At 64.1% G+C, this 20,853-nt stretch carries 16 protein-coding genes and 1 tRNA gene; 6 read left to right on the top strand and 11 right to left on the bottom strand.

Annotation, left to right across the window (positions count from 1 at the left end):
* A partial coding sequence (locus ACHWRX_RS14550) for a P-loop NTPase (RefSeq protein ID WP_394659719.1) occupies positions 1-569 on the bottom strand: 569 nt, incomplete at its 3' end.
* 91 nt (positions 570-660) lie between these two features.
* Here ACHWRX_RS14550 and hflK point away from each other — a divergent pair.
* The 3 genes from hflK to ACHWRX_RS14535 all read left to right on the top strand — a co-directional run bounded on the left by hflK (position 661) and on the right by ACHWRX_RS14535 (position 4,446).
* Positions 661-1,887, top strand: coding sequence for a protease modulator HflK (hflK, locus tag ACHWRX_RS14545; RefSeq protein WP_394659718.1), 1,227 nt, complete (start codon positions 661-663; stop codon positions 1,885-1,887).
* Entirely contained in the window at positions 1,884-2,723 is an 840-nt protein-coding gene (hflC, locus tag ACHWRX_RS14540) for a protease modulator HflC (RefSeq protein WP_058736240.1), read from the top strand. The genes hflK and hflC overlap by 4 nt, the downstream gene beginning before the upstream one ends.
* Before the next feature lie 187 nt (positions 2,724-2,910).
* Positions 2,911-4,446 (top strand): Do family serine endopeptidase, encoded by a 1,536-nt coding sequence (locus tag ACHWRX_RS14535; protein WP_183615901.1) that lies wholly within the window; start codon positions 2,911-2,913, stop codon positions 4,444-4,446.
* 201 nt (positions 4,447-4,647) lie between these two features.
* Here the strand turns inward: ACHWRX_RS14535 and ACHWRX_RS14530 are convergent, their stop codons facing one another.
* Together ACHWRX_RS14530 and msrB are read right to left on the bottom strand one after the other, a co-directional pair.
* Positions 4,648-6,858 carry a transglycosylase domain-containing protein gene (locus ACHWRX_RS14530; RefSeq protein WP_394659717.1) on the bottom strand — a complete coding sequence of 737 codons (2,211 nt, stop codon included), beginning with the start codon at positions 6,856-6,858 and terminating at the stop codon, positions 4,648-4,650.
* Between the two features lie 113 nt (positions 6,859-6,971).
* Entirely contained in the window at positions 6,972-7,382 is a 411-nt protein-coding gene (gene msrB / locus ACHWRX_RS14525) for a peptide-methionine (R)-S-oxide reductase MsrB (RefSeq protein ID WP_058736242.1), read from the bottom strand.
* A 215-nt stretch (positions 7,383-7,597) separates the two neighbouring features.
* On the opposite strand from msrB, the gene ACHWRX_RS14520 reads away from it, so the two are divergent.
* Entirely contained in the window at positions 7,598-8,353 is a 756-nt protein-coding gene (locus ACHWRX_RS14520) for a Crp/Fnr family transcriptional regulator (RefSeq protein ID WP_183615499.1), read from the top strand.
* A gap of 18 nt (positions 8,354-8,371) precedes the next feature.
* Here ACHWRX_RS14520 and ligD read toward each other — a convergent pair whose 3' ends face one another.
* The 5 genes from ligD to lptB form a co-directional block, all read right to left on the bottom strand.
* The gene (ligD, locus tag ACHWRX_RS14515; RefSeq protein ID WP_394659716.1) at positions 8,372-10,912 is read right to left on the bottom strand and encodes a DNA ligase D; all 2,541 of its coding nucleotides are present in this window, start codon (positions 10,910-10,912) and stop codon (positions 8,372-8,374) included.
* A 171-nt stretch (positions 10,913-11,083) separates the two neighbouring features.
* On the bottom strand, positions 11,084-12,022 hold the full coding sequence (locus ACHWRX_RS14510; RefSeq protein ID WP_394659715.1) for a Ku protein: 939 nt from the start codon (positions 12,020-12,022) through the stop codon (positions 11,084-11,086).
* A 185-nt stretch (positions 12,023-12,207) separates the two neighbouring features.
* A complete protein-coding gene (locus tag ACHWRX_RS14505) occupies positions 12,208-12,882 on the bottom strand; it encodes an energy transducer TonB (protein ID WP_394659714.1) in 675 nt (224 codons plus the stop codon).
* 154 nt (positions 12,883-13,036) lie between these two features.
* Positions 13,037-14,539, bottom strand: a complete 1,503-nt coding sequence (gene rpoN, locus ACHWRX_RS14500) for an RNA polymerase factor sigma-54 (RefSeq protein WP_394659713.1) — start codon at positions 14,537-14,539, stop codon at positions 13,037-13,039.
* Between the two features lie 26 nt (positions 14,540-14,565).
* Positions 14,566-15,357, bottom strand: coding sequence for an LPS export ABC transporter ATP-binding protein (gene lptB, locus ACHWRX_RS14495; RefSeq protein ID WP_153000880.1), 792 nt, complete (start codon positions 15,355-15,357; stop codon positions 14,566-14,568).
* Positions 15,358-15,567: 210 nt separating this feature from the next.
* Here lptB and ACHWRX_RS14490 point away from each other — a divergent pair, with 210 nt between their 5' ends.
* Positions 15,568-16,914 carry a TldD/PmbA family protein gene (locus ACHWRX_RS14490; RefSeq protein ID WP_394659712.1) on the top strand — a complete coding sequence of 449 codons (1,347 nt, stop codon included), beginning with the start codon at positions 15,568-15,570 and terminating at the stop codon, positions 16,912-16,914.
* A gap of 23 nt (positions 16,915-16,937) precedes the next feature.
* Here ACHWRX_RS14490 and ACHWRX_RS14485 read toward each other — a convergent pair whose 3' ends face one another.
* Positions 16,938-17,351 (bottom strand): hypothetical protein, encoded by a 414-nt coding sequence (locus ACHWRX_RS14485; RefSeq protein ID WP_394659711.1) that lies wholly within the window; start codon positions 17,349-17,351, stop codon positions 16,938-16,940.
* A gap of 140 nt (positions 17,352-17,491) precedes the next feature.
* Positions 17,492-19,408 (bottom strand): glycosyltransferase family 2 protein, encoded by a 1,917-nt coding sequence (locus ACHWRX_RS14480; RefSeq protein WP_394659720.1) that lies wholly within the window; start codon positions 19,406-19,408, stop codon positions 17,492-17,494.
* A gap of 320 nt (positions 19,409-19,728) precedes the next feature.
* Between ACHWRX_RS14480 and ACHWRX_RS14475 the strand changes: the two genes are divergently transcribed.
* A tRNA-Thr gene (locus ACHWRX_RS14475) sits at positions 19,729-19,804 on the top strand.
* A 251-nt stretch (positions 19,805-20,055) separates the two neighbouring features.
* Here the strand turns inward: ACHWRX_RS14475 and ACHWRX_RS14470 are convergent.
* A partial coding sequence (locus tag ACHWRX_RS14470; protein ID WP_394659710.1) for a Shedu anti-phage system protein SduA domain-containing protein occupies positions 20,056-20,853 on the bottom strand: 798 nt, incomplete at its 5' end.

The following is a 20,853-nucleotide window of genomic DNA, read 5'->3' as shown; positions in this document are numbered from 1 at the left end:
ACGTCCACCCCGCTCCAGTCGCCATCCAGCATCTGGCCCAGCGCATTGCCTGCCATCGCCCCGCGCCAGGCGATCGCCTGCCCGGCATCGACCAGGTGCGCGATCGACAAGACCGGCACGCCGTAAGGGCTTTGAACCGGGATCAGCGTCTTTTCCCGCGCGGTGGGTTTCAGCCCTTCCGTGCCGAGCAGCCGCGCTTGCGAGGGGCCGTAGATATCGGCATCCACCATGCCGACCTTGTGGCCGGCCCGGGCCAGGGCAACGGCCAGGTTGGTCGAAACGGTGGACTTGCCCACGCCTCCCTTGCCCGAGGCGACGGCGATGATCCGGGGCTTTGCCGGCGGGGCAGCCTTGTCCGCCGTCATCGCGACGCGCACTTCGGTGATGTCCGGCGCCTGCGCCAGTGCCGACTGCGCCTCTGCTTCCAAGGCCGTGCGCGCCGCTGCATCCAGACCGGAGGCATCCAGCACCAGGGTGACGCGGCCATCCGCCAGACGCAGCGAGGCAAGCCGTTCAAGGACTTGCGCGGGTAGACGGGCTTTCAGAAGGTCAGCAGGCTCGCTGGACATGGGCTCTCCGGGTGGCGAAGCCGTCCCCTAGCAAGGAAAAAGCACAAGAAGGACACTGTTTTTAGCGGAGACCCGTTCCTATAACGAACGCATGAAAATTACAGGTGGTGGATTGTTGCGCGGCGCGCTGGCCATGTCCGGGCGTCGCAGCCCATGGGGCGGGGGCGACAAAGGCGGCAATGGAGACGGCGACGGCGCGGGGGCTGCCAGCGGCTCCGGCGGCGATGGCGGCTCAGAGGAAGGTCCTGCATCCCCGCCTGAGCGTGGGCCGCGCAATCCCTGGCTTCCGCCCAGCAGCACGCCGGGGGAAAAGCCGCGCCGGGCCGCCAGTATCGAGGATATCTTCAAGCAGCGCGAACAGCGCCGCACCGGTGGTGGTGGCGGCAACGGTGGTGGCCGTCCCGGCGGCGGGATGCCGCGCATGCCGGTTCGCCCCGATGGCAAGAGCTGGCTACCCCTGATCGTGGCGGGCGTCGCGCTCGTATGGCTGGGCGTCACCAGCGTGCACATGGTCGGCCCCAAGGAAGAGGGGATCGTCACCACGTTCGGCAAGTATGCCCGCACGATCGGCCCCGGCGTCTCGATCACGCTGCCCGCGCCGATCCAGTCGGTGGAGGTGACCGACGTCACCTCGATCCAGCGCTACACCATCCCCGATGGCGAGGGTGAGAAGCTGATGCTCACCAGCGATCAGAACCTGGTCGACCTGTCCTATCTGGTGCGCTGGAACATCAAGAACCTGATGGACTACCGCTTCCGCCTGTCAGACCCTGAGGACACCGTACGTGAAGTGGCAGAGGCGGCGATGCGCTCCGCCATCGCGGAAGTTTCGCTGGATGGCGCGTTGTCCGGCGCGGGCCGTGCCCAGGTGGAACAGGCCGTGCGCGACCGGATGCAGCGCGTTCTGGATTTCTATCGCGCCGGCGTGGTCATCCAGGGTGTCGAGATCAAGAAGGCCGATCCGCCCGCCAAGGTGATCGGCGCGTTCCAGCAGGTGACGTCCGCACAGCAGGATGCCGAACGCGATCGCTCCAATGCGCGCGCCTGGGCCCAGCAGCTGCTTGCCCGCGCGCAGGGTGATGCCGCTGCGTTCGACAAGGTCTACGAGCAGTACAAGCTCGCGCCCGAGGTCACACGGCGACGGATGTATTACGAAACGATGGAGCGCGTGCTGAGCAACAACGACAAGGTGATCGTCGAATCCAATGGCGTGACACCTTACCTGCCCCTGCCCGAGGTGCGCCGCCGCAGCAGCAATGCCGAGGCTACGCCAACCCCTGCGCCCTCCGCGACGCCGACGACGGGAGCCGTGCAGTGACCGATATCTGGCAACAGTACAAAGCCCCGCTGATCGCCGCCGCCGTGGCAGTGGTGGTTCTGCTCTCCAGCGTCATCATGGTGCCGGAAGAACAACAGGCCGTGGTGGTCCGCTTTGGCGAGCCGGTGCGCGTAATCAACCGCTATCGGCCCAACGTGCCCTATGGCAGCACAGGCGCCGGCCTGTCGCTGCGCATCCCCTTCGCCGAGCGAGTGATCCGCATCGACAAACGGTTGCTTTCGCTCGACATGCAGCCCCAGCAAGTGCTCTCCACCGATCAGCTGCGGCTGAATGTGGATGCCTATGCGCGCTTCCGTGTGATCGATCCGGTCAAGATGGTGCGCACCGCCGGTTCGCCGGAACGGGTGCAGGAACAGCTTGAGCCGATCATGACCTCGGTGCTGCGCCAGGAACTGGGCAAGCGCACGTTCCGCTCGTTGCTGACGGCGGAGCGCGGTCAGGCCATGGAAAACATCCGCAGGGGCCTCGATCAGGAAGCGCGTGAATATGGCGCCCAGATCGTCGACGTGCGGATCAAGCGCGCCGATCTGCCCGAAGGCTCGCTGGAAAGCGCGTTCACCCGGATGCAGGCCGCGCGCGAGCAGGAATCGACCACGATCCGCGCTCAGGGCCAGAAGCAGGCGCAGATCACCCGCGCCGAGGCCGAGGCGCAGGCCGCCAAGACCTATGCCGAAAGCTTTGGCAAGGATCCCAAGTTCTACGACTTCTATCGCGCCATGCAGAGCTACGACTTCGCCTTCGCCCAAGGCGATAGCGCCACCACCATCGTGCTCTCGCCCGACAATTCGTACCTGAAGGAGTTCAAGGGCCAGTAATTTTTCGGTCCAGTGATCCTTGGGGCCAGTGACCCGGCAATGTTTCCCGTAAACCTACACTTCGGGAACACCGCCATTCAATACCGGTTAAGCCGCCGACGCCTGAATCGTTCGGGCTTGGATCGGTAAGCTGGAAAGCCCGGGTGCCACGGCGCCCGTATTGGAGGAAATAAAGGACGTGAAGCCTGTGCGTTATGCTTATGGATTGACCACCGCCCTCCTCGTCGGCGGCGCGACCGCCTCGCTTGTCACCGGCTTGCCTGCCGGCGCGCAAGTTGCCCAGAACGAGGCCAGCCAGATGACGAACGTCGTCCCGCGCGCCGGTGCGCCGGGCAGCTTCGCCGATCTGACCGCGCAGCTCGCCCCTGCCGTCGTCAACATCTCCACGCGACAGCGCGTTCAGGTTCAGACGCAGAACCCCTTCGCCGGGACGCCCTTCGAAGGCATGTTCGGCGGTCAGGGCGGCGGCGGTGGCGGCCAGACGCGTGAGGCACAGTCGCTGGGCTCTGGCTTCATTATCTCGGCTGACGGCTACATCGTCACCAACAATCACGTGATCACCGCCGACGGCAAGGGCGCGCAGGTGGAATCGATCACCGTCACCATGCCGGATGGCACCGATTATCCCGCAAAACTGGTGGGCAAGGACCCCGAATCCGACCTGGCGGTGCTGAAGATCAGCGCCTCGAAGGCATTGCCGTTCGTGAAGTTCGGCGATTCCAGCAAGGCCCGTGTGGGTGACTGGGTGGTCGCGATCGGCAACCCCTTCGCGCTGGGCGGCACGGTTACGGCGGGCATCATCTCGGCCGTCTACCGCAACACCGGCGGCGGCGCGTACGATCGCTATATCCAGACTGACGCCTCGATCAATCGCGGCAACTCCGGCGGTCCGCTGTTCGATATGAACGGCCAGGTCGTGGGCATCAACAATGCCATCTTCTCGCCCACTGGCGGCAGCGTCGGCATCGGTTTCGCCATCCCGGCCGAAACCGCCGCACCGATCGTGCAAAAGCTGATCAAAGGCGTCGCGATCGAGCGTGGTTATCTGGGCATCCAGATCCAGCCCGTGACCGAAGATCTCGCTGCATCGCTGGGCATCGCCCGCAATCGAGGTGAGTTCGTTCAGGCGGTGACGCCGGGCGGCGCGGCGGCGGCGGCGGGTCTTCAGGCCGGTGACGTCGTAGTGCGGATCGACGGCAAGGACGTGACGCGTGAGCAGACGCTCAGCTTCATCGTCGCCAACGAACGGCCCGGCACGCGCATCCCGATCGAGGTTGTCCGCAACGGCAAGACGATCACGCTCAATGCCACGGTCGGCAAGCGCCCGACGCAGGAGCAGTTGGCGCAGGAGGACTTCGGCAACGCCCCCGGCCAGGATCAGGACGACCTGACGCAGCCCCAGCAGGATCAGAATCCAGCTATATCGAACCAGGCTCTGGGCTTTTCGGCCATCGCCCTCACGCCCACGATCGCGCGCCAGCTGGGTGCTGCGGACGGTACGCGTGGCGTGGTGGTGACGGCGGTCGATCCCAGTTCCGATGCCGGCCAGAAGGGCCTGCGCCGGGGTGATATCATCCTGTCGGTCAACTATCAGAACGTGGTCGGCCCGCAAGACCTCGACGCCGCCGCCCGCGCAGCCAAGAGTTCCAACCGCGATGCCGTGCTGCTGCGCGTCCAGCGCCGTGGCCAGCCCGCCGCTTATCTGCCGGTCCGCATTCGCTGATCGGGCAACATCGGCAATAAGAAAAGCCGCCGGGAAACCGGTGGCTTTTCTTTGCCCGACGACAGTCCTGTCCCAATCCCGTTCGTGTCGAGCGTAGTCAAGAGATGCTCACGCCAAGAGCCGTGTCTCGACTACGCTCGACACGAGCGGAACGGTACGAGCTTCAAACCTGTTGAAGGGATGCGCGAACGCGCCCCGCCCCTATTGCTGATCATACTCCGGACGCGGCGCCGGGCGGCCCTGCTGCGGCGGGTACGAGGGCCGGCGGAACGCGTTGGGCGGTGGCGGCGCGGCGCGAAGATCCGGGTCAGGCTGGTTGCGCCGACCGCCCGTGGCCTGCTCCAGGAAGTCATCCCCCACGGCAGGCGGAGCGCGATTGGCTGGAGCAGGGCCGGCAGGGCCCTCGCCAGCGCCGACATCGCCGTCCTCGTATCGCGGCGGACCATCCGCCGGGCCGCGCCGGCTGGTGCTGCCGGGCTGGATCAGGTTGCCGTTCTCGTCGGTGTAGTAATAGTCGTCCGGGCTGCCGGTCATCTGCTCGTCGTCCGGCTCCAGTTGCCATTCCGGCAGCTTCAGTTCGGTATCGAACGGCTTCACGGGCCGGCCCTTCACTGCGACGCGCATATAGGCGGCGAAGGCGGAGGCAGGCGCGTGGCCGCCCTGCAGCCCCGGCACCGCCTTGGCATCATCGCGGCCCATCCACACACCGGTGGTGATGCCGCTGGAAAAGCCGAGGAACCAGCCATCCTTGTTGGACGATGTCGTGCCGGTCTTGCCCGCCACCGGACGGCCGATCTGCGCCGCTCGGCCCGTGCCGGTGGCCACCGCCGATTGCAGCAGGTCGGTGATCCCGGCAGCGACATTGGGCGGCACCAGCACTTGCCCCGCCTGGGCCTTATGCTCGTAGAGCAGCTCGCCCTTGGTGGTCGTCACCTTGAGGATGCCATAAGGCTCCACCGCTGTACCCCCTGCGGAGACGGCGGCAAAGGCGCGCGTCATGTCGATCACGCGCACGTCCGACGTTCCCAGCACCATCGATGGGTTGGTGTTGACGGGCGTGGTGATGCCGAAGCGCCGCGCCATCGAGGCGACGGTGCCGAAGCCCACTTCGTTGCCAAGCGAAGCCGCCACGGTATTCTTGGAGTAGGCGAACGCGGTGCGCACATCGATCTCACCGGCGAATGTGCGGCCTGAATTGTTGGGGCTCCAGCCCGCGATCGTCACCGGCTCGTCCACCACGCGATCGTCGGGCGTGTAACCCGCCTCCAGCGCGGCGAGATAGACGAACAGCTTCCAGGCGGACCCGGGCTGGCGCATCGCCTGGGTGGCGCGGTTGTAGTTCGAGTGCACGTAGTCCGTGCCGCCCACCATCGCCAGCACGCCACCGTCGCCATCCAGGCTGACCAGCGCGCCTTGAGCACCCTTTGGCACATTGCTGTCGATCGCCTGCGTGGCCGCGCGCTGCATCCCCACGTCCAGCGTGGTCCACACCTCGATCGGCTCGTCGGTCTCAGGCAGCAGCACGTCCAGCTGCGGCAGCGCCCAGTCGGTAAAGTAGCGCACCGAGTTCTGGCCGCGCTCCTTGGCGATCTTCACATCGTCCAGGTCGATCTCGGCGGCATCGCTTTGCGAGATCACGCCGGCCTTCGCCATCTGGCTCAGCACCACCTTGCCGCGCGACTTCGCGGCTTCGACATCGGCGGTGGGCGAATAGTTGGACGGAGCCTTCACCAAGCCCGCGATGATCGCGGCCTCAGCGGTGGAAAGCTCTGTGGCTGGATGACCGAAGAACTTGCGGCTGGCGGCATCGATGCCATAGGCACCGCCCCCGAAATAGACCTTGTTGAGGTACAGTTCGAGCACCTCGTTCTTGCTGAACTTGTGTTCCAGTGCCAGCGCCAGCACCGCCTCACGAATCTTGCGCCCGAAAGTGCGGCTGTTGTTGAGGAAGATCGTCCGGGCCAGCTGCTGCGTGATCGTGGAGCCACCCTGTCGCCAGCGCCCCTTTTCCACACGCACCATCACGGACCGGCCGACGCCGACCGGGTCGACGCCCCAATGCTCACGAAATCGCCGATCTTCCACCGAGACGATGGCGTCCTTCATGATATCCGGAATTTTGTCGTAGGACAGCCATTGGCCGTAGCTGGGGCCGAGCGAGACCAGTTCGGTCCCATCGCGAGCGCGCACCACGATCATCTGCCCGTTCTGGCTACTCTGCAGCGAGGAGAACGAGGGCAATTCGCGCGCGGTCATGTAAACGGCGGTGCCCAGGAAGATCGCGCCCAGCAACGCCAGCGCGACTCCCCAGATCAGAGTGCCGCGCACGAGGCGCAGCCAGAATGGCCGGCGGGCAGGCTCTTCAGAGCGACCGCTCGGGCTATTGCGACGCCCGCCCGATTGTTTCGGCATTCTAGATTACGAACCCCCGTGACGAGCCAGTATGACGCGAGCAAGGCCTACACTGTGGCGCAGCGTTTTGTAACCCGCGGTTAACACCGCCCTGCCCGGTCATGATCGCCGCGTCAGTCCTGCGCCGAGCCGTTCCCGGGTTGGAAGTCCAACGCCGCGGAATTAATGCAATAGCGCAGGCCGGTCGGCCCGGGACCATCGGGAAAGACATGTCCCAGGTGCCCTTCGCACGTCGCGCAGCGCACTTCGGTGCGGACCATGCCGTGCGAAACGTCACGATGTTCGTCCACCGCACCATCTTCCACCGGCGCGGTATAACTCGGCCAGCCAGATCCGGAGTTGTACTTCGTGTCCGACCCGAACAGCGGCGCGCCACACCCCGCACAGGTGTAGGTGCCTTCCTGCTTGTTGCCTTCATATTTTCCGGTGAAAGCCCGCTCCGTACCGGCCTGACGCAATACGGCATATTGCTCGGGGGTCAGTTTTTCGCGCCACTGCGCATCTGTCATCTCGATCTTGCTCATTCGCAGGTCTCCTTGGCGACGGATATGGCGAGCGCGATGAGGAATTTCCAGCCGGTGCCTGCTTGGCCAAAGCCGGCTGCACCCGCGTGTTCAACGTCTCGCCGGATACGTGAACTTATCCATCGCGAGCGCGTTGCACTTGCATCTGCGCGGGTTGTCTCGGCTGTTCGTGCAAACTACGGGTTAACAATTATCAGTTGCACGGGAGTCATGTCTTGAGTGAGCCTTCAGGTCTGACTCGCCTTTTTCTGAAGGGCAGGTTGCGCCATGCGCTCACCGACCGTGAGGTCGAGGTGCTGGACAGTTTGATCGAGCGGACGGAGCGCGTGCCCGATGGCCATGTCGTCCAGGCCCGTGCGGTAGAGGCAACGCGCAGCACCTTGCTGCTGGATGGCTTCATCGCCCGCGTGATCGACGATGAGGGCGCACGCAACATCGTCGGGCTGCAAGTTCCCGGGGACTTCGTGGACCTTCATGCTTTCGCCTTGAAGCGCCTCGATCATGACGTGGTGACGATCGGCCCGGCGTTGCTGGGATACGTCAGCCATTCCAAGCTGCAGGATATCGTGCGGAACGAGCCGCACCTGACGCGCGTGCTATGGTTCTCAACGCTTTTGGACGCCGCGATTCATCGTGAGTGGATTCTCAAGCTGGAACAACTCAAGGCCGAGGAGCGCCTGGGCCACATCGTGTGCGAACTGTGGCATCGGCTGAACTTCGTGGATTTGGCCGATACGCATGGTTTCAACATGCCGCTGCTGCAGACGCACCTTGCCAATGCTTGCGGCACCACCGCCGTCCATATCAACCGCGTCATCAAAGCGGTGCGCGAACGGGGTCTGCTGGAGATCAACCGGGGCCGCGTGACCCTGCCCGACCGGCCAGAGCTTGAGCGCTTCTCCCGCTTCAACCCGGACTATCTTTACGGAAAGGGTTCGCTGTACCTCGGTGACGATTTCAAGGACAGCTAGGCCGAAGAGCGATGCGCCTTAAAGGTCGGGCAGTTCCTGATCGGCGAAACCCCACCCTTTCAAAGCCTTTCCTTGCGCTCGCTTCAACAGTTTAGCCCCGTCCTCGATAGTGAAAGCGCTGGCGGCGTCATACCCGTCCAGTTCGCTCCAGGCGATCGGCGCGGCGACCGGTGCGCCCGCTCTTGCGCGGGCCGAGTATGGCACCACCGCGGTCGCGCCGCGCTGATTGCGCAGCCAGTCGATGAAAATGCGGCCCTTGCGCTTTGCCTTGCTCATGGTGGCGACGAAGCGATCGGGCTCAGCCGTCGCCAGCGCTTCGGAAAAGCGGCGGGCGAAATCCTTGTGTGCGTCCCAATCGTGCCCCGGCGTCAGCGGTGCAATGACATGGATGCCCTTTCCACCCGATAGCATGGCGAAGCTGGCAAGGCCCAGTTCGGCAAGCTGATCGCGGATGTCCTTGGCGGCGCTCTTGACCTCGGCAAAGCCAAGCCCCTCATCGGGATCGAGGTCGATGATCAGGCGATCCGGCTTCTCCACGGCATCGGCGCGCGCGCTCCATGCGTGGAATTCGATGGTGCCCATCTGCACGCACTGGATCAGGCCATCGGCACTATCGACGTAAAGATAATCCTCGCTGCCGCCGTCCTTTTCGCGGATCGGCACCTGGTGGACATTCGCGCCGAAGCTGCCGCTGTCATGCTTCTGGAAAAAGCACTTCTTGGCCCGGCCCTGCGGACAACGCACCAGACTGACCGGGCGATTGCCGGCGAACGGCAGCATGATCGGCGAAACCTGATGATAGTAGGCGGCCAGTTCGCCCTTGGTCTGGCCACTTTCGGGAAAGATCACGCGATCCGGGTTGCTGATCGTGATTGCCGGGGCGTTCACGGGGGCCTTGGCAGGCTTCTCGGGCTTCACCTGCCGCGCAGGCTTGTCCTGACGCCATCCCAGGAAGCTGCCATGCCGCACTCGACCTTCGCCCGTGAACTCGGCAAAGGCGATCTCGGCCACCAGCTTCGGCTTGATCCATTGCGCGCCCCGGGCCTCCACGCGCGGCACTTCCACCGGTGGCTTATCATGGGCGAGCGGTTGCAGCTTCGCCCACGCGTCAGCCATCGTATCGGCATTGAAACCGGTGCCGACCTTGCCCTTGTAAACCAGCGCCTTGCCTTCATGCTGTGCCAGCAACAGCGAAGCGAAGGGTCGCCCCTTCGCGCTCGATTTCGTCCAGCCAACTACGACGAACTCCTGCCGGCTGATGCATTTAACCTTCGCCCAGTTCTGCGATCGCCGCCCCGCATAGGCCGCGTCAATGCGCTTGGCGATGATCCCTTCCTGGCCCGCGCTGCACATCGCCTTGAACAGCTTTTCACCCGCGCCGATCACGTGATCCGCCACTCGCACGGGCGGCTCGGCGTGCTGCAGCAACGCCTCGAGCCGCTCCTTGCGTTCGATGTTGGGGAGGCCGGACAAATCCTTGCCATTCAATTCCAACAGGTCGAACGCGAACAGGTCCAGCTTGTCCTTCGAAGACTGCGAACCATGCCCGCGTTTGAGCACGGCCTGGAGCGAGGAGAAGTCCGGGTTGCCGTCTTTGCCATAGGCCACGATCTCCCCGTCGATCAGGCAAGGCGGCAGATCCAATGCTGCAATCGCCTCGGCCAGCGGGCCGAACTTGTCGGTCCAATCGTGCCCATTGCGGGTATAGACCGTCACCGTTGCGCCCGCTGCCGCGATCAGCGCGCGATAGCCATCGAACTTGATTTCATGCATCCACTGGTTGCCCGCCGGGACCGCGTCGACCAGCGTCGCAAGCTGCGGACTGCGGAACTTGGGCGGTTTGCCGGTGGCCTTGGCCTTTCGCCTGGCGGGCTTCGCGGCCTTGGCATTGTGCGTGGCAGCCGCTTCCATCTGCGCGGTGAACGCCTTGCCCTTCTTTCCCGCCAGCGTGAACTCACCCTTACGGTCCGCCTCGATCTCCGCCATCGAACGACCGGTGAGGACACTGGTCAGCTCATGTTCGACCAGTTGATCGCCCTCTTGCGCAAAGTCGTCCCTAACTTTGCGCAGCAGCCAGTTCTCGCGCTTTTCTCCGGGGCGCGGTTTCAGGCGAACCAGCAGCCATTCGCCTTTCATCCGCTCGCCATCAAGGGTGAAATGCAAGTGGCCTTCATCTATGTCCTTGGCGCTTTTACCGGGGATCGGGGCCCACGTGCCCTTGTCCCACAGCATCACCGTGCCACCGCCATATTCGCCCTTGGGAATCGCGCCCTCGAACTCGGCATAGCTGAGCGGATGGTCCTCGGTGCGGACAGCCAGCCGCTTGTCGTCCGGATCGGGACTGGGGCCCTTGGTGACCGCCCAGGACTTCATCACTCCGTCCACTTCGATGCGAAAATCCCAGTGCAACCGGGTGGCCGCGTGCTTCTGGACGATGAAGAGATTTCCGCCCTTGCTATGCTGCGCCTTGCCGGCAGGTTCAGCGGTTTTCTGGAAGTCACGCTTGCGGTTGTATTCGGCAAGCGGGTCCTTGGCAGACCGGGATTTGCGCTCAGCCATAGGTCAGCGCCCCCCCGCCAGCGCGAGGCAACCCGTGTAACCGGCCCGCTCCACCGTCGCCGTTTCCCCGGAACTGGTGCAGGGTTTCGCTTTTTCTTTATGTGCCCAGGCCCAAGCGGGGCACCGGATCAAGTCCGGGCCGACGGGATATGGGGCCGGGAGGTACACGGCTCAGGCGCGCTTGCGGGAGCGTGGCGCCGGCGTGGCCTCCGCTTTTTTGGTTGCCGCCTTCTTGCTTGCCGGTTTCTTGGCCGGAGCCTTCTTCGCCGGTTCCTTCGTGGCCGCCGCGGCTTTCTTTGCCGGGGCTTTCTTGGCCGCGCCACTGCCGACCGATTTTCGCAGCGCCGCCATCAGGTCGATCACGTTCGAGCCGCGACCCGTCTCGGGCTCATCCACGTCTTCCAGTATCTTTTTCTTGCCCTTGGCCTTGCTCTTCTTGTCGATCAGTCCCTTCAGTGCGTCGATATAGCGGTCATGGAACTCGGACGGTTCGAAGGGCGCGCTCTTCTTCTCGATCAGGGTGGTGGCAAGGTCCAGCAAGTCCTCGCTGGGCGTCTCATTGGGGATCTCGTTGAAGTAGCTTTGGGCGCGCTTCACCTCGTCGGCATAGCGCAGCGTTTCCAGCACGATGCCCTTGCCGCAGGGCCGCAAGCTGATCAGCTGCTCGCGCCCGCGAACCGACAACTGGCCCAAGGCGATCTTGCGGGTCTTGCGCAGTGCGTCACGCAGGACAATGAAGGCCTCGTCCGCCAGATCATCGGCCGGGACCACATAATAGGGCTTCTCGAAATAGAAGACGTCGATCTCGTGCTGGTCGACGAACTGGACCAGTTCTAGCGTCTTGCGGCTCTCGATCTTGACCGCCTCGATTTCATCATCTTCCAGCAGCACGAAATTGCCTTTCGACACTTCGTACCCTTTGACGATGTCGCCGTGGTCCACCGGGCCGATCCCCTGCACCACCTTTTCGTAGTTGATGGGTTTGCCGCTGGGTTCGTGGATTTGCCGAAAGCTGATCGATGCACCGGACTTCGTTGCCGGATATATTTCGACCGGGATGGAGACCAACGCCAGCCGGATCTGACCCTGCCAATATGCACGCGCCGCCATGTCACGCTCCTCCTCAGCGGAGTCCATAGCTCGCGAGGGTGGGCGCGGTTCCCAGCTCCGTCGTGATGACAGAAAAATCTTGGAGAATTCAATAGTTATCCGGGGCGGCGCATAATGAGGCGCGGATATGACACCACCCCGGAGGGTGCGTCCGGCTTTTGCAACCGGATCGCACTGGCTGAACTCTAGTCGTGCGGGATCACCCAGCGGATCGAGCCGGTGTACGTGCCGCTCACTTTCACCCCGGTGCTGTCCATCGCCGGCTCGAAGCGCGCGCGCTGGGTGACCAGCTTGCACGTCGCTGCGTCAAGCTCTGGCGCGCCGCTGGCGGCGGTCACGCGGCAAGACGTGGCCTTGCCATCGGTTCCGACCGACAATTCGAAACGCACCAGGCCCTGGGCGCCGCGGCGCAGCGCTGCGCTGGGATAGTCAATGGTGGAGACCCACTGTGCCGGATTGTTGCGCGGGCGGGCGGACCTGGGCGGGAAGGCCTGCGGTTCGGCACTGGCCGAAGCGGTCGGGCCCGGAATATCGATGATGATGTCACCGATCTGGGGCAACGCCACGATCGGTACGCGATCGTTGATCGGCACGGCCTCAGGCGATACCTTCGCGATAGGATTGATCGTGCGCGTGACGACCGATTGCACGTCTGCCGGGGTGTTGACCGGTTCCGGGGTTGGTGACGGCGGCGGCATCTCCAGCGGGATGTTTTTGCCGATCAGCACCGTAGTGACTTTCTGGACGTATTCCACGCCTAGCCCGGTGATGAGTGCGTAAAGTGCAACGCCGTGCAAGGCGGCCACGGCGGTTACCGTCAGCGCTCTGCTTTTGTCCGGCGTCCTATGAGCAAAAGCCATAAGGACATCCTCTCCCATGCCGACGCTTCTCGCTCACGTTCCGTTAAGGGAGCGTCGGTCTGGAGGAAGCTAGCATGAAAATGGGAAACGCAAACCGCTTTTTACTAAGTGCTATTAGTATTACCGGCTTGCTTTTCTGGCAGTGGCGGAAACGCTAGCGAATTGCGGCGATGGCTTTCTGCCGCCGCCGCTGCACCGAACTGCCAAGGCCGATCGCCTCGCGATATTTCGCCACGGTACGGCGTGCCAGGTCGAACCCCTGCGCCTTCAGGAGGTCGACCAGCGAATCGTCCGATAGAATCGCCTTGGGACTTTCAGCGTCGATCAATTTGCGAATAGCCGATTTTACCGCTTCGGCGGATGCGCCTTCTCCACCTGCCGTAGAAATACCTGAGGTGAAAAAGTATTTAAGTTCGAACGTGCCGCGCGAACACAGCAGATACTTAGCCGATGTAACCCGGCTGACGGTGGATTCGTGCATCCCGATCGCCTCCGCCACGGTGCGCAGGGTCAGCGGTTTCAATTGCGAAACGCCGTGGCGGAAGAAACCTTCCTGCTGCTTCACCAGTTCGCTGGCCACTTTCAGGATCGTCTTCTGCCGCTGGTCCAGCGCCTTGATCAACCAGTTGGCATCGGCCAACTTTTCCGACAGCCACCCGCGCGAAGCTTTGTCCCCGCACGAGCCGCGCAGTTCAACATAGTAGCTTCGGTTCACCACCAGGCGCGGCAGGGTTGCCTCGTTCAGCGCGATCTTCCACCCCTCGCCGCTGGGCTCGATCAGGATGTCAGGAGTCACCGCGCCGCCGCTCTCGCCGCCAAACTGCAGGCCGGGCTTGGGATCGTAGCCGCGCAGTTCGGCCAGCATGTCGGCGAAATCCTCGTCATCGACGGCGCACATCTTGCGCAGCCGGGCGAACTCTCCGCGCGCCACCAGATCCAGGTTGTCGATCAGGCGCGCCATGCACGGATCGTAGCGATCCGCCTCTCGTGCCTGGAGGGCGATGCACTCCGACAGTCCGCGCGCGCCCACACCGGTCGGCTCCAGCGACTGCACCACCGCCAGCGCCGCCTCCACTTCGGCCAGGGCAATCCCCAGGTCGTCGCACACTTCGCGCAAGGGGACCGGGAGATACCCGGCATCGTCCAGCAAGCCGATCAGATAGCGCGCAATCGCCTCGATCCGGGCATCCGGCGCCACAAGCCCCAGTTGCGCTTCCAGATGCTCGATCAAAGTTTCGCCATGGCCGCCGCGCTCGTCGATGCCGGGGCCTTCCTCGCCGCCGCCGATCCGCAATTCGCCGCCCCAGGCCGCGTCGAGTATCGCGCCATCGCCGGTATCGCGATCGACCACGGCGGCGGCGGGGTCCAGATCGAGCGGCCGGTCGTCCGCCGCATGGCCCTCGCCGATCAACTGGTCGACGCGTGAACTTTCCAGGCTGGTGCTGCGCAAGTCCAAATCGGGCGAACCGTCCATGGCGCCTGCCGGCTCAGGCGATTCACCGCCGACTTCGAGCAAGGGATTGGCGGCCACGGCATCGCCGATGAAGGTTTCAACTTCCAGGTTTGACAGCGCCAGCAGCTTGATCGCCTGCTGCAACTGCGGCGTCATCACCAGCGACTGGGTCTGCCTCAGGTCAAGGCGTGGTCCCAAACCCACCCGTCAGTGCCCCGGCTGAACAGTACTCAAAGCGTGAAGCCTTCGCCCAGATAGAGGCGGCGCACGGTTTCATCCGCCACCAGCGCCTCGGGGCTGCCGGCGAACAGCACTTGTCCGCCATAGATAATGCAGGCGCGGTCCACGATATCTAGCGTCTCGCGCACGTTGTGATCGGTGATCAGCACGCCGATGCCGCGCGTCTTCAGGTCTTTCACCAGATCGCGGATATCGCTAATCGATAGAGGATCGATGCCTGCAAACGGTTCGTCCAGCAGCATGATCGAGGGCTTGGCCGCCAAAGCGCGCGCAATTTCGCAGCGGCGGCGCTCACCGCCTGACAAGGCCATCGCCGGACTGGAGCGCAAGCGGGTCAGGCCGAATTCTTCCAGCAGACGCTCCAGTTCTGAGGCGCGCACGGACTTGTCCGGCTCCACCAGTTCCAGCACCGCGCTGATGTTCTGCTCCACCGTCAGGCCCCGGAAGATGGAGGTTTCCTGCGGCAGATAGCCCAGCCCCAGGATCGCGCGGCGATACATCGGCAGGCGCGTCACATCGACGCCGTCCATCAGGATGCGGCCCGAATCCGGCTTCACCAGGCCCATGATCGAGTAAAAGCACGTGGTCTTGCCCGCACCGTTGGGGCCCAGCAGACCCAGCACCTCGCCCTTGGCCACCGACAACGAAATGTCGGTGAGGACAGCGCGCTTGTCATAGCTCTTGGCGATCGAGATCACCTCAAGCCCGCCGTTGGCGGCAAGCGTGGCGGTGTCGATGGCATCCGCATGGGATTCGCGCGTGGTCTGCACAGGATCGGTCATCGCCGCACGGTTTACGAAAGCGCCAAGGGGCAGGCAAGGCGGGTTTTGCCCCTCGCATACCGAATTGGCAGAATTCGTGCATGATCTATCGACCCGCCTGTCGATAACGGGCCGCGATAACCCCCATCGCCCGATTGCCCTTGGCGCTTGGCATGCCTAGTTCAGCCCCTCGCGCTGTCCGATCGTGGCGGCGAAGGAGACCCGAACGCGATGCTGAGCCCCGAACAAGCCACCGACCGCGCCGCCGATCTTGTCGCACGGGCGCGCCGAGCCGGAGCGGACGCGGCGGACGCAGTCTATTCCGCCAGCGCATCGGAAGGCATCCAGGTGCGCCTGGGCAAGCTGGAGGACGTGGAACGCTCCGAAGGCGAGCACATGGGCCTGCGGGTGTTCATCGGCCAACGCTCGGCCAGCATCGGCTCTTCCGATCTCAGCTCGGCAGCGTTGGACGAACTGGCCGAGCGCGCGGTGGCGATGGCGCAGTCGGCGCCGGAAGACCGCTTTGCCGGCCTTGCACCGCAGGAGTTGCTGACTCATGCGCCGTTCTTCGACTTTGACCTGCACGATCCCGCCGATCCCGGTCCGGCCGCGCTGCGCACCGCAGCCGAAGAGGCGGAAGACGCGGCCCGTTCCGTCGCGGGCGTCACCAATTCGGATGGTGCCAGCGCCAGCGCCGGTTTCAGCGTCTTCGCCCTGGCGACCAGCCACGGCTTTGCCGGCGGCTACCGCGGGTCCAGTCATTCGATCAGCGCCAGCGTCGTTGCGGGCGAAGGTGCGGAGAAGCAGCGTGATGGCAACTGGAGGCACACCCGCCACCGCGCCGACTTGCCTTCGGCCGCGCAGATCGGCGCGCTTGCCGGCGAGCGGGCGGTGGCGCGGCTGCGTCCCGGCAAGCTGCGCAGCGGACCGATGCCCGTCGTCTTCGATCCGCGCGTGTCGAGCGGGATCGTCGGCCACCTGATCTCGGCCATGTCGGGCAACGCCATCGCCCGGCGCAGCAGCTTCCTGCTGGACAAGCGGGACGCGCAATTGTTCGATCCCGCGATCCGCATCTTCGAAGACCCGCACACGCTGCGCGGCACCCGCTCGCGCCCGTTCGATGGAGAGGGTCTGCCCACGCGCGGACGCACTCTGGTAGAGGATGGCCGCATCACGGGCTGGCTGATGGACAGTGCCTCGGCCCGCCAACTGGGTGAAGTGCCGACCGGCCACGCAGCGCGCGGCGGCGGGGGCGCACCAAGCGTCTCGGTCGGCAACGTGCATCTCGCGGAGGGCTCACTCAGCTTCGAGGAGTTGATTGCCGATATAGCGGAAGGCGTGCTGGTCACCGAATTGATCGGCCAGGGCGTGAACGGCGTGACGGGCGATTACAGCCGCGGAGCCAGCGGCTTTCGCATCGTCAACGGTGCGATCGCCGGTCCCGTCGCAGAGTTCACTGTGGCCGGAAACCTGTTGGCGATGTTCGCCCGGATGACCCCGGCCAATGACCTGGAGTGGCACCGTCCGATCAACGCCCCCAGCTTGCGGATCGAGGGCATGACCGTCGCCGGAGACTGAGCCTCTACTACTGAGCCGCCAGTTCAGTGCAGTAACGCCGAAGCCTCTGCAGCCTCGGCCCGCGGCGGGATGCTGGTGGACCGTTCCTCCGCCAGCAGTGCCGCCGCCAGCGCGGCCAGGATCGCCAGCGCGGGAGTATCGGCTTCGACCGTCACGTCCTCTTCCGCCGCGCTCAAAGCGACGGATGCCAGGGCACCGCCCATGCCTCCGCGTGACAGCAGAAAGCGGTGATGCGCGCCCAGAACCAACAGCGCCGCACTTTCATAAGCCTCGCAGCTAAGCATGGCTTCCAATCGCTCTTGTCGCTCGGACGGCAGACCTAGGGTTCGCGCAGCCAGGCGCAGGCATGCGGCCTGCTGCGCCGCCTCGCTTGCCAGGCAATCATGCAGCAACCGCCGCAGCGATGCCGGATCAAGGGTGTTGCATTCGGCAATCATGGGTGAACTTTCGATTCTTACAGCGACCCTGCTTGCCGCCATCCCGCGCCTTAACACCTTGGACAATCCGCATATTCCCTGAGACCGCCGAACCGTCCCGATCCGCGACACAACTCGCCGCGATTGTGACCGTTATCGGCTCAGGTGGTCCGCTGTGACAGCACCGGCGGTGCCTGCGGCTCGGGCATGTTCGACGCCTGTCGCCGGGCATGGCGCAGCGCCAGCCAGGCGACATAAGGCGCGCAGAAAAATCGCAACGCCAGCGATGCCAGGCCAAGGCCGGAAAGCAACGCAAAGCTGACGCCGACCTGATCGGCGGCGGCAATGGTCAGCCCGGCGAACACCGCCAGCACCACGCCAATCACCGTCTCCGGCAGCGAGTCCGCCAGGATCGATCCCCGATCTGCACCCAAGGCGAACTTGGGCGTGCGCCGCCAAGCCAGAGGCTTGGCCGATAGCCCGGCCAGACCGGCCTGCAGCACCGTATAGGTCAGCGCGTTGCGCGCCACTTCGCCCAGCACCATGTCGCGCAGCCGGGTAGTGCCGGTCAGCTTGTAGCGGTGCCAGATGCCCACTAGCCAGGCCGCCGTGCCGATCCCGGTCAAAACCCAGGCCGCGTCCGGCACCTGGAAGGGTTCCATCACACCCGCCAGCAGCGCCGCCGCCAGTGCCAGAAAGCCCAACAAGCCACCGATCATCGCGAACAGGACGCGCAAGGGGGCCATGCAGCGCAGCACCTCCAGCAGCTTCGTCCAGCCCGGCAGAGGCCGCGCCCAGGGCGAAGGCAGGAACAGCCGCCAGTGCCGCCGCAGCTGCTGCACCGGCCCCGCGGTCCAGCGGAAGCGCTGCTTCTTGTAGTCAGAGAAGGTTTCCGGGATCAGGCCGCGCCCGAAAGTCTCACCGATGTAAAGACCGGAGTAGCCGACGGCGCGCAGGCGCACGGAAATCTCCGAATCCTCGGTCAGGCACCACTCGGCCCAGCCACCCGCCTCTCGAATGGCGTTGGCGCGCAGGATGCACATCGTGCCAATGGTGAAGGCGCCGCCATATTCGCTGACGCCCAGCATATCGACCTTGTTGCTGGGCATGTATTCCCAGTAGCACGCGGTCAGGTAGGCGCTGCCTTCATACTCGCGGTAATCATGCGGGGTCTGCACATAGCCCACGCGCGGGTTGCGGAAGAAGGGCAGCAGGCGTGCCAGAAAGTCCGGCGTGGCGAGGTAGTCGGCGTCGATCACCGCCACGAACTCGGCATCGGGATGCATTACATCCAGCAGCCAGTTGAGCGCACCTGCCTTGGCACCGGGCAATGGCGAGACGTGGAAGAAGCGGAAGATCTCCTTGCCCGCCCGCTCGTTCAGATAGGCACAATGGGCTTCCAAAGGACGCCACAGCGCCTCATCCTTGGTGTTGTTGTCACACACCAGCACCTCGAAATCGTGGTGATCCAGCGCGGCGAGGTGATCCATCGTCGCCATCACCACTTCGGGCGGCTCTGCATAGCAGGGCAATTGGATCGACACCTTCTGGTCGCGAGGGCCCGCCGCTCCGGTGGGCGCATCCATCGGATAACGCCATGATTCGTGAGTCAGCACAGCGTCACGGGCGATGCGTTCGGCAAAGGTCAGGCCAAAGAAGATACCGGCAAAGACCATCGCCCCGCCCGCCAGCATCAGCGTGTTGGCCGGCAGCCCAGCCTCGCGCAGGAACAGCGCGGTCCAGACAAAGCCGAACCAGAACGTCAGTATCTCGGTTGTCAGCAGCAGCACGCCCGCCACGTTGAGGCGTGGGGCCAATCGGGCCATCGGCACGGCCGCGAGCAGAAACAGGGCGACCGGCAGCAGCAGATCGGACAGCGCGTTGCCCATGACCAGGGTGATGACGACGGCGATACCCGTGCCCAGCAGCACCGTTCCGATCAGCGCCTGCCCCTCGTGCCCGGTCAAAGGCCGATAACGATGCGGCGCGATCACGGCGCGAGAAGCCAGCAAAGACGCCAGCAGCCCCATCACTGCGAGGAAATACATGGAGGGATCGAGCATTGCTCGAGTCAGCATCAGCACGTGTTACAGCTCCGTACAGCCCATTTCGGCGCGGGCTCTCCACTACTCGCAAGCGCAATGCCTGCTGGCTGCCTATGCGAATGCGGTCAGGCGAGTATTTCGGGACGATAGAATGCTGCATGGCAGCACAAGTTCCCAAAGCACGCAAACGCCGCGTCGGCGAACGATCAGCACCATTGCTTAGTACAAAACACGGATTCCCGCGGCGATGAACGGAGCTTTGTCAACGCCCGCGCCATGTTGAGCGTAAAGTGGCTTGCGCACCCTGCCCCCGCTGGGTAAATGCCGCGCTTGTCTCCGCACGCGGGGGCAACGCCGCTTTAGCTCAGCTGGTAGAGCATCGCATTCGTAATGCGGGGGTCACAGGTTCAAGTCCTGTAAGCGGCACCACCTTCTTAAAGGCACTTCCACAAGGGAACCCGGCACTGACCGGCGGAAGGGCCTTTGACCTTGGGAGGAGCTTGGGTCCTAGCTGGGGCGTCTCTGAGCAGGATCAGGCGACCGAATCTCTCGTCTTGACCTTTCAGATTGCCAGTGGAGCAAAGATCCGTGTGGAAGAGCCCCTTCAGCTTTGGGCCTGCAGCCACAGCTCGGCCCAAGAGGGTCTGGAAGATGGCAACACTCGGCTCCGCCGCCCAACGTCAGCACGCCGGGGTTGCATTAGGATCGGGCCGCGCCACCGTTGCTAGGCTGTCTATTACGCGCTGAGCCATCGCGATCAGCTGATCGAACGTAAGTACCTCAATGCGATGCAGATGTCCGTTCATTCTCCGCAACGCAGTTTTCTGCTCCTCGCCTTCATCGCGCCCGATGATGACCTTCGCTCGAACCTTCAGGGTATCAAGCTTGTCCCGAACGAGGATGGCCAGCCGGTCAGCTTCGAGTTCCTCGATGTACTTCTCCACCTGTCCGACGGCGGCGGAAAGGTCTGGCCCAGGGTAGTAGACCTTCCGCGATTTGTCGAAGCGGAACAGGCTGTTCGAAGGCAGTGAGGTCTTGATCTCGACCACCTCGATATAACCGTCGGTCGTGCGGCGAAGAACGAAGTCCTGCTGGGTATCCCGCGTCAACGACCGATGCCCGGAGAGGTTCTCGCTGTACTCAGAACCGAACATCCAAGGGTTGGCGGCAAGCAGTGCCTGAAGCTTGTGCTCAGTTGATCCTTGCTCCACCAACTCAATGAGTTCCCTAAGAGCTTGCCGATACCGGCCCAGCGTAAGCAACGCGGCGGCGCTGGCGTAAGCATCAGGCTCTGCAGCCACGCGCCGGAGGATCTCGATCGCTGCCCCCCGCTCGTGAGCAAGTCGGTGCAGCTGGACTTGTAACGGTTTTGCGCCGGTCACCTGAGCGATTAGAGCTCGCAACAGGAGACCTACGAGATGATCAAGCACACAGAAGAGTTCAAGCAGGAGGCGGTGCGCATCGCGCTGACCAGCGGG

It is taken from the genome of uncultured Novosphingobium sp., assembly GCF_964277725.1.
Taxonomy (GTDB): domain Bacteria; phylum Pseudomonadota; class Alphaproteobacteria; order Sphingomonadales; family Sphingomonadaceae; genus Novosphingobium; species Novosphingobium fluoreni.
Note: the sequence above shows the minus strand (reverse complement) of the source record. Positions and strands in the feature narration are given on the sequence as shown.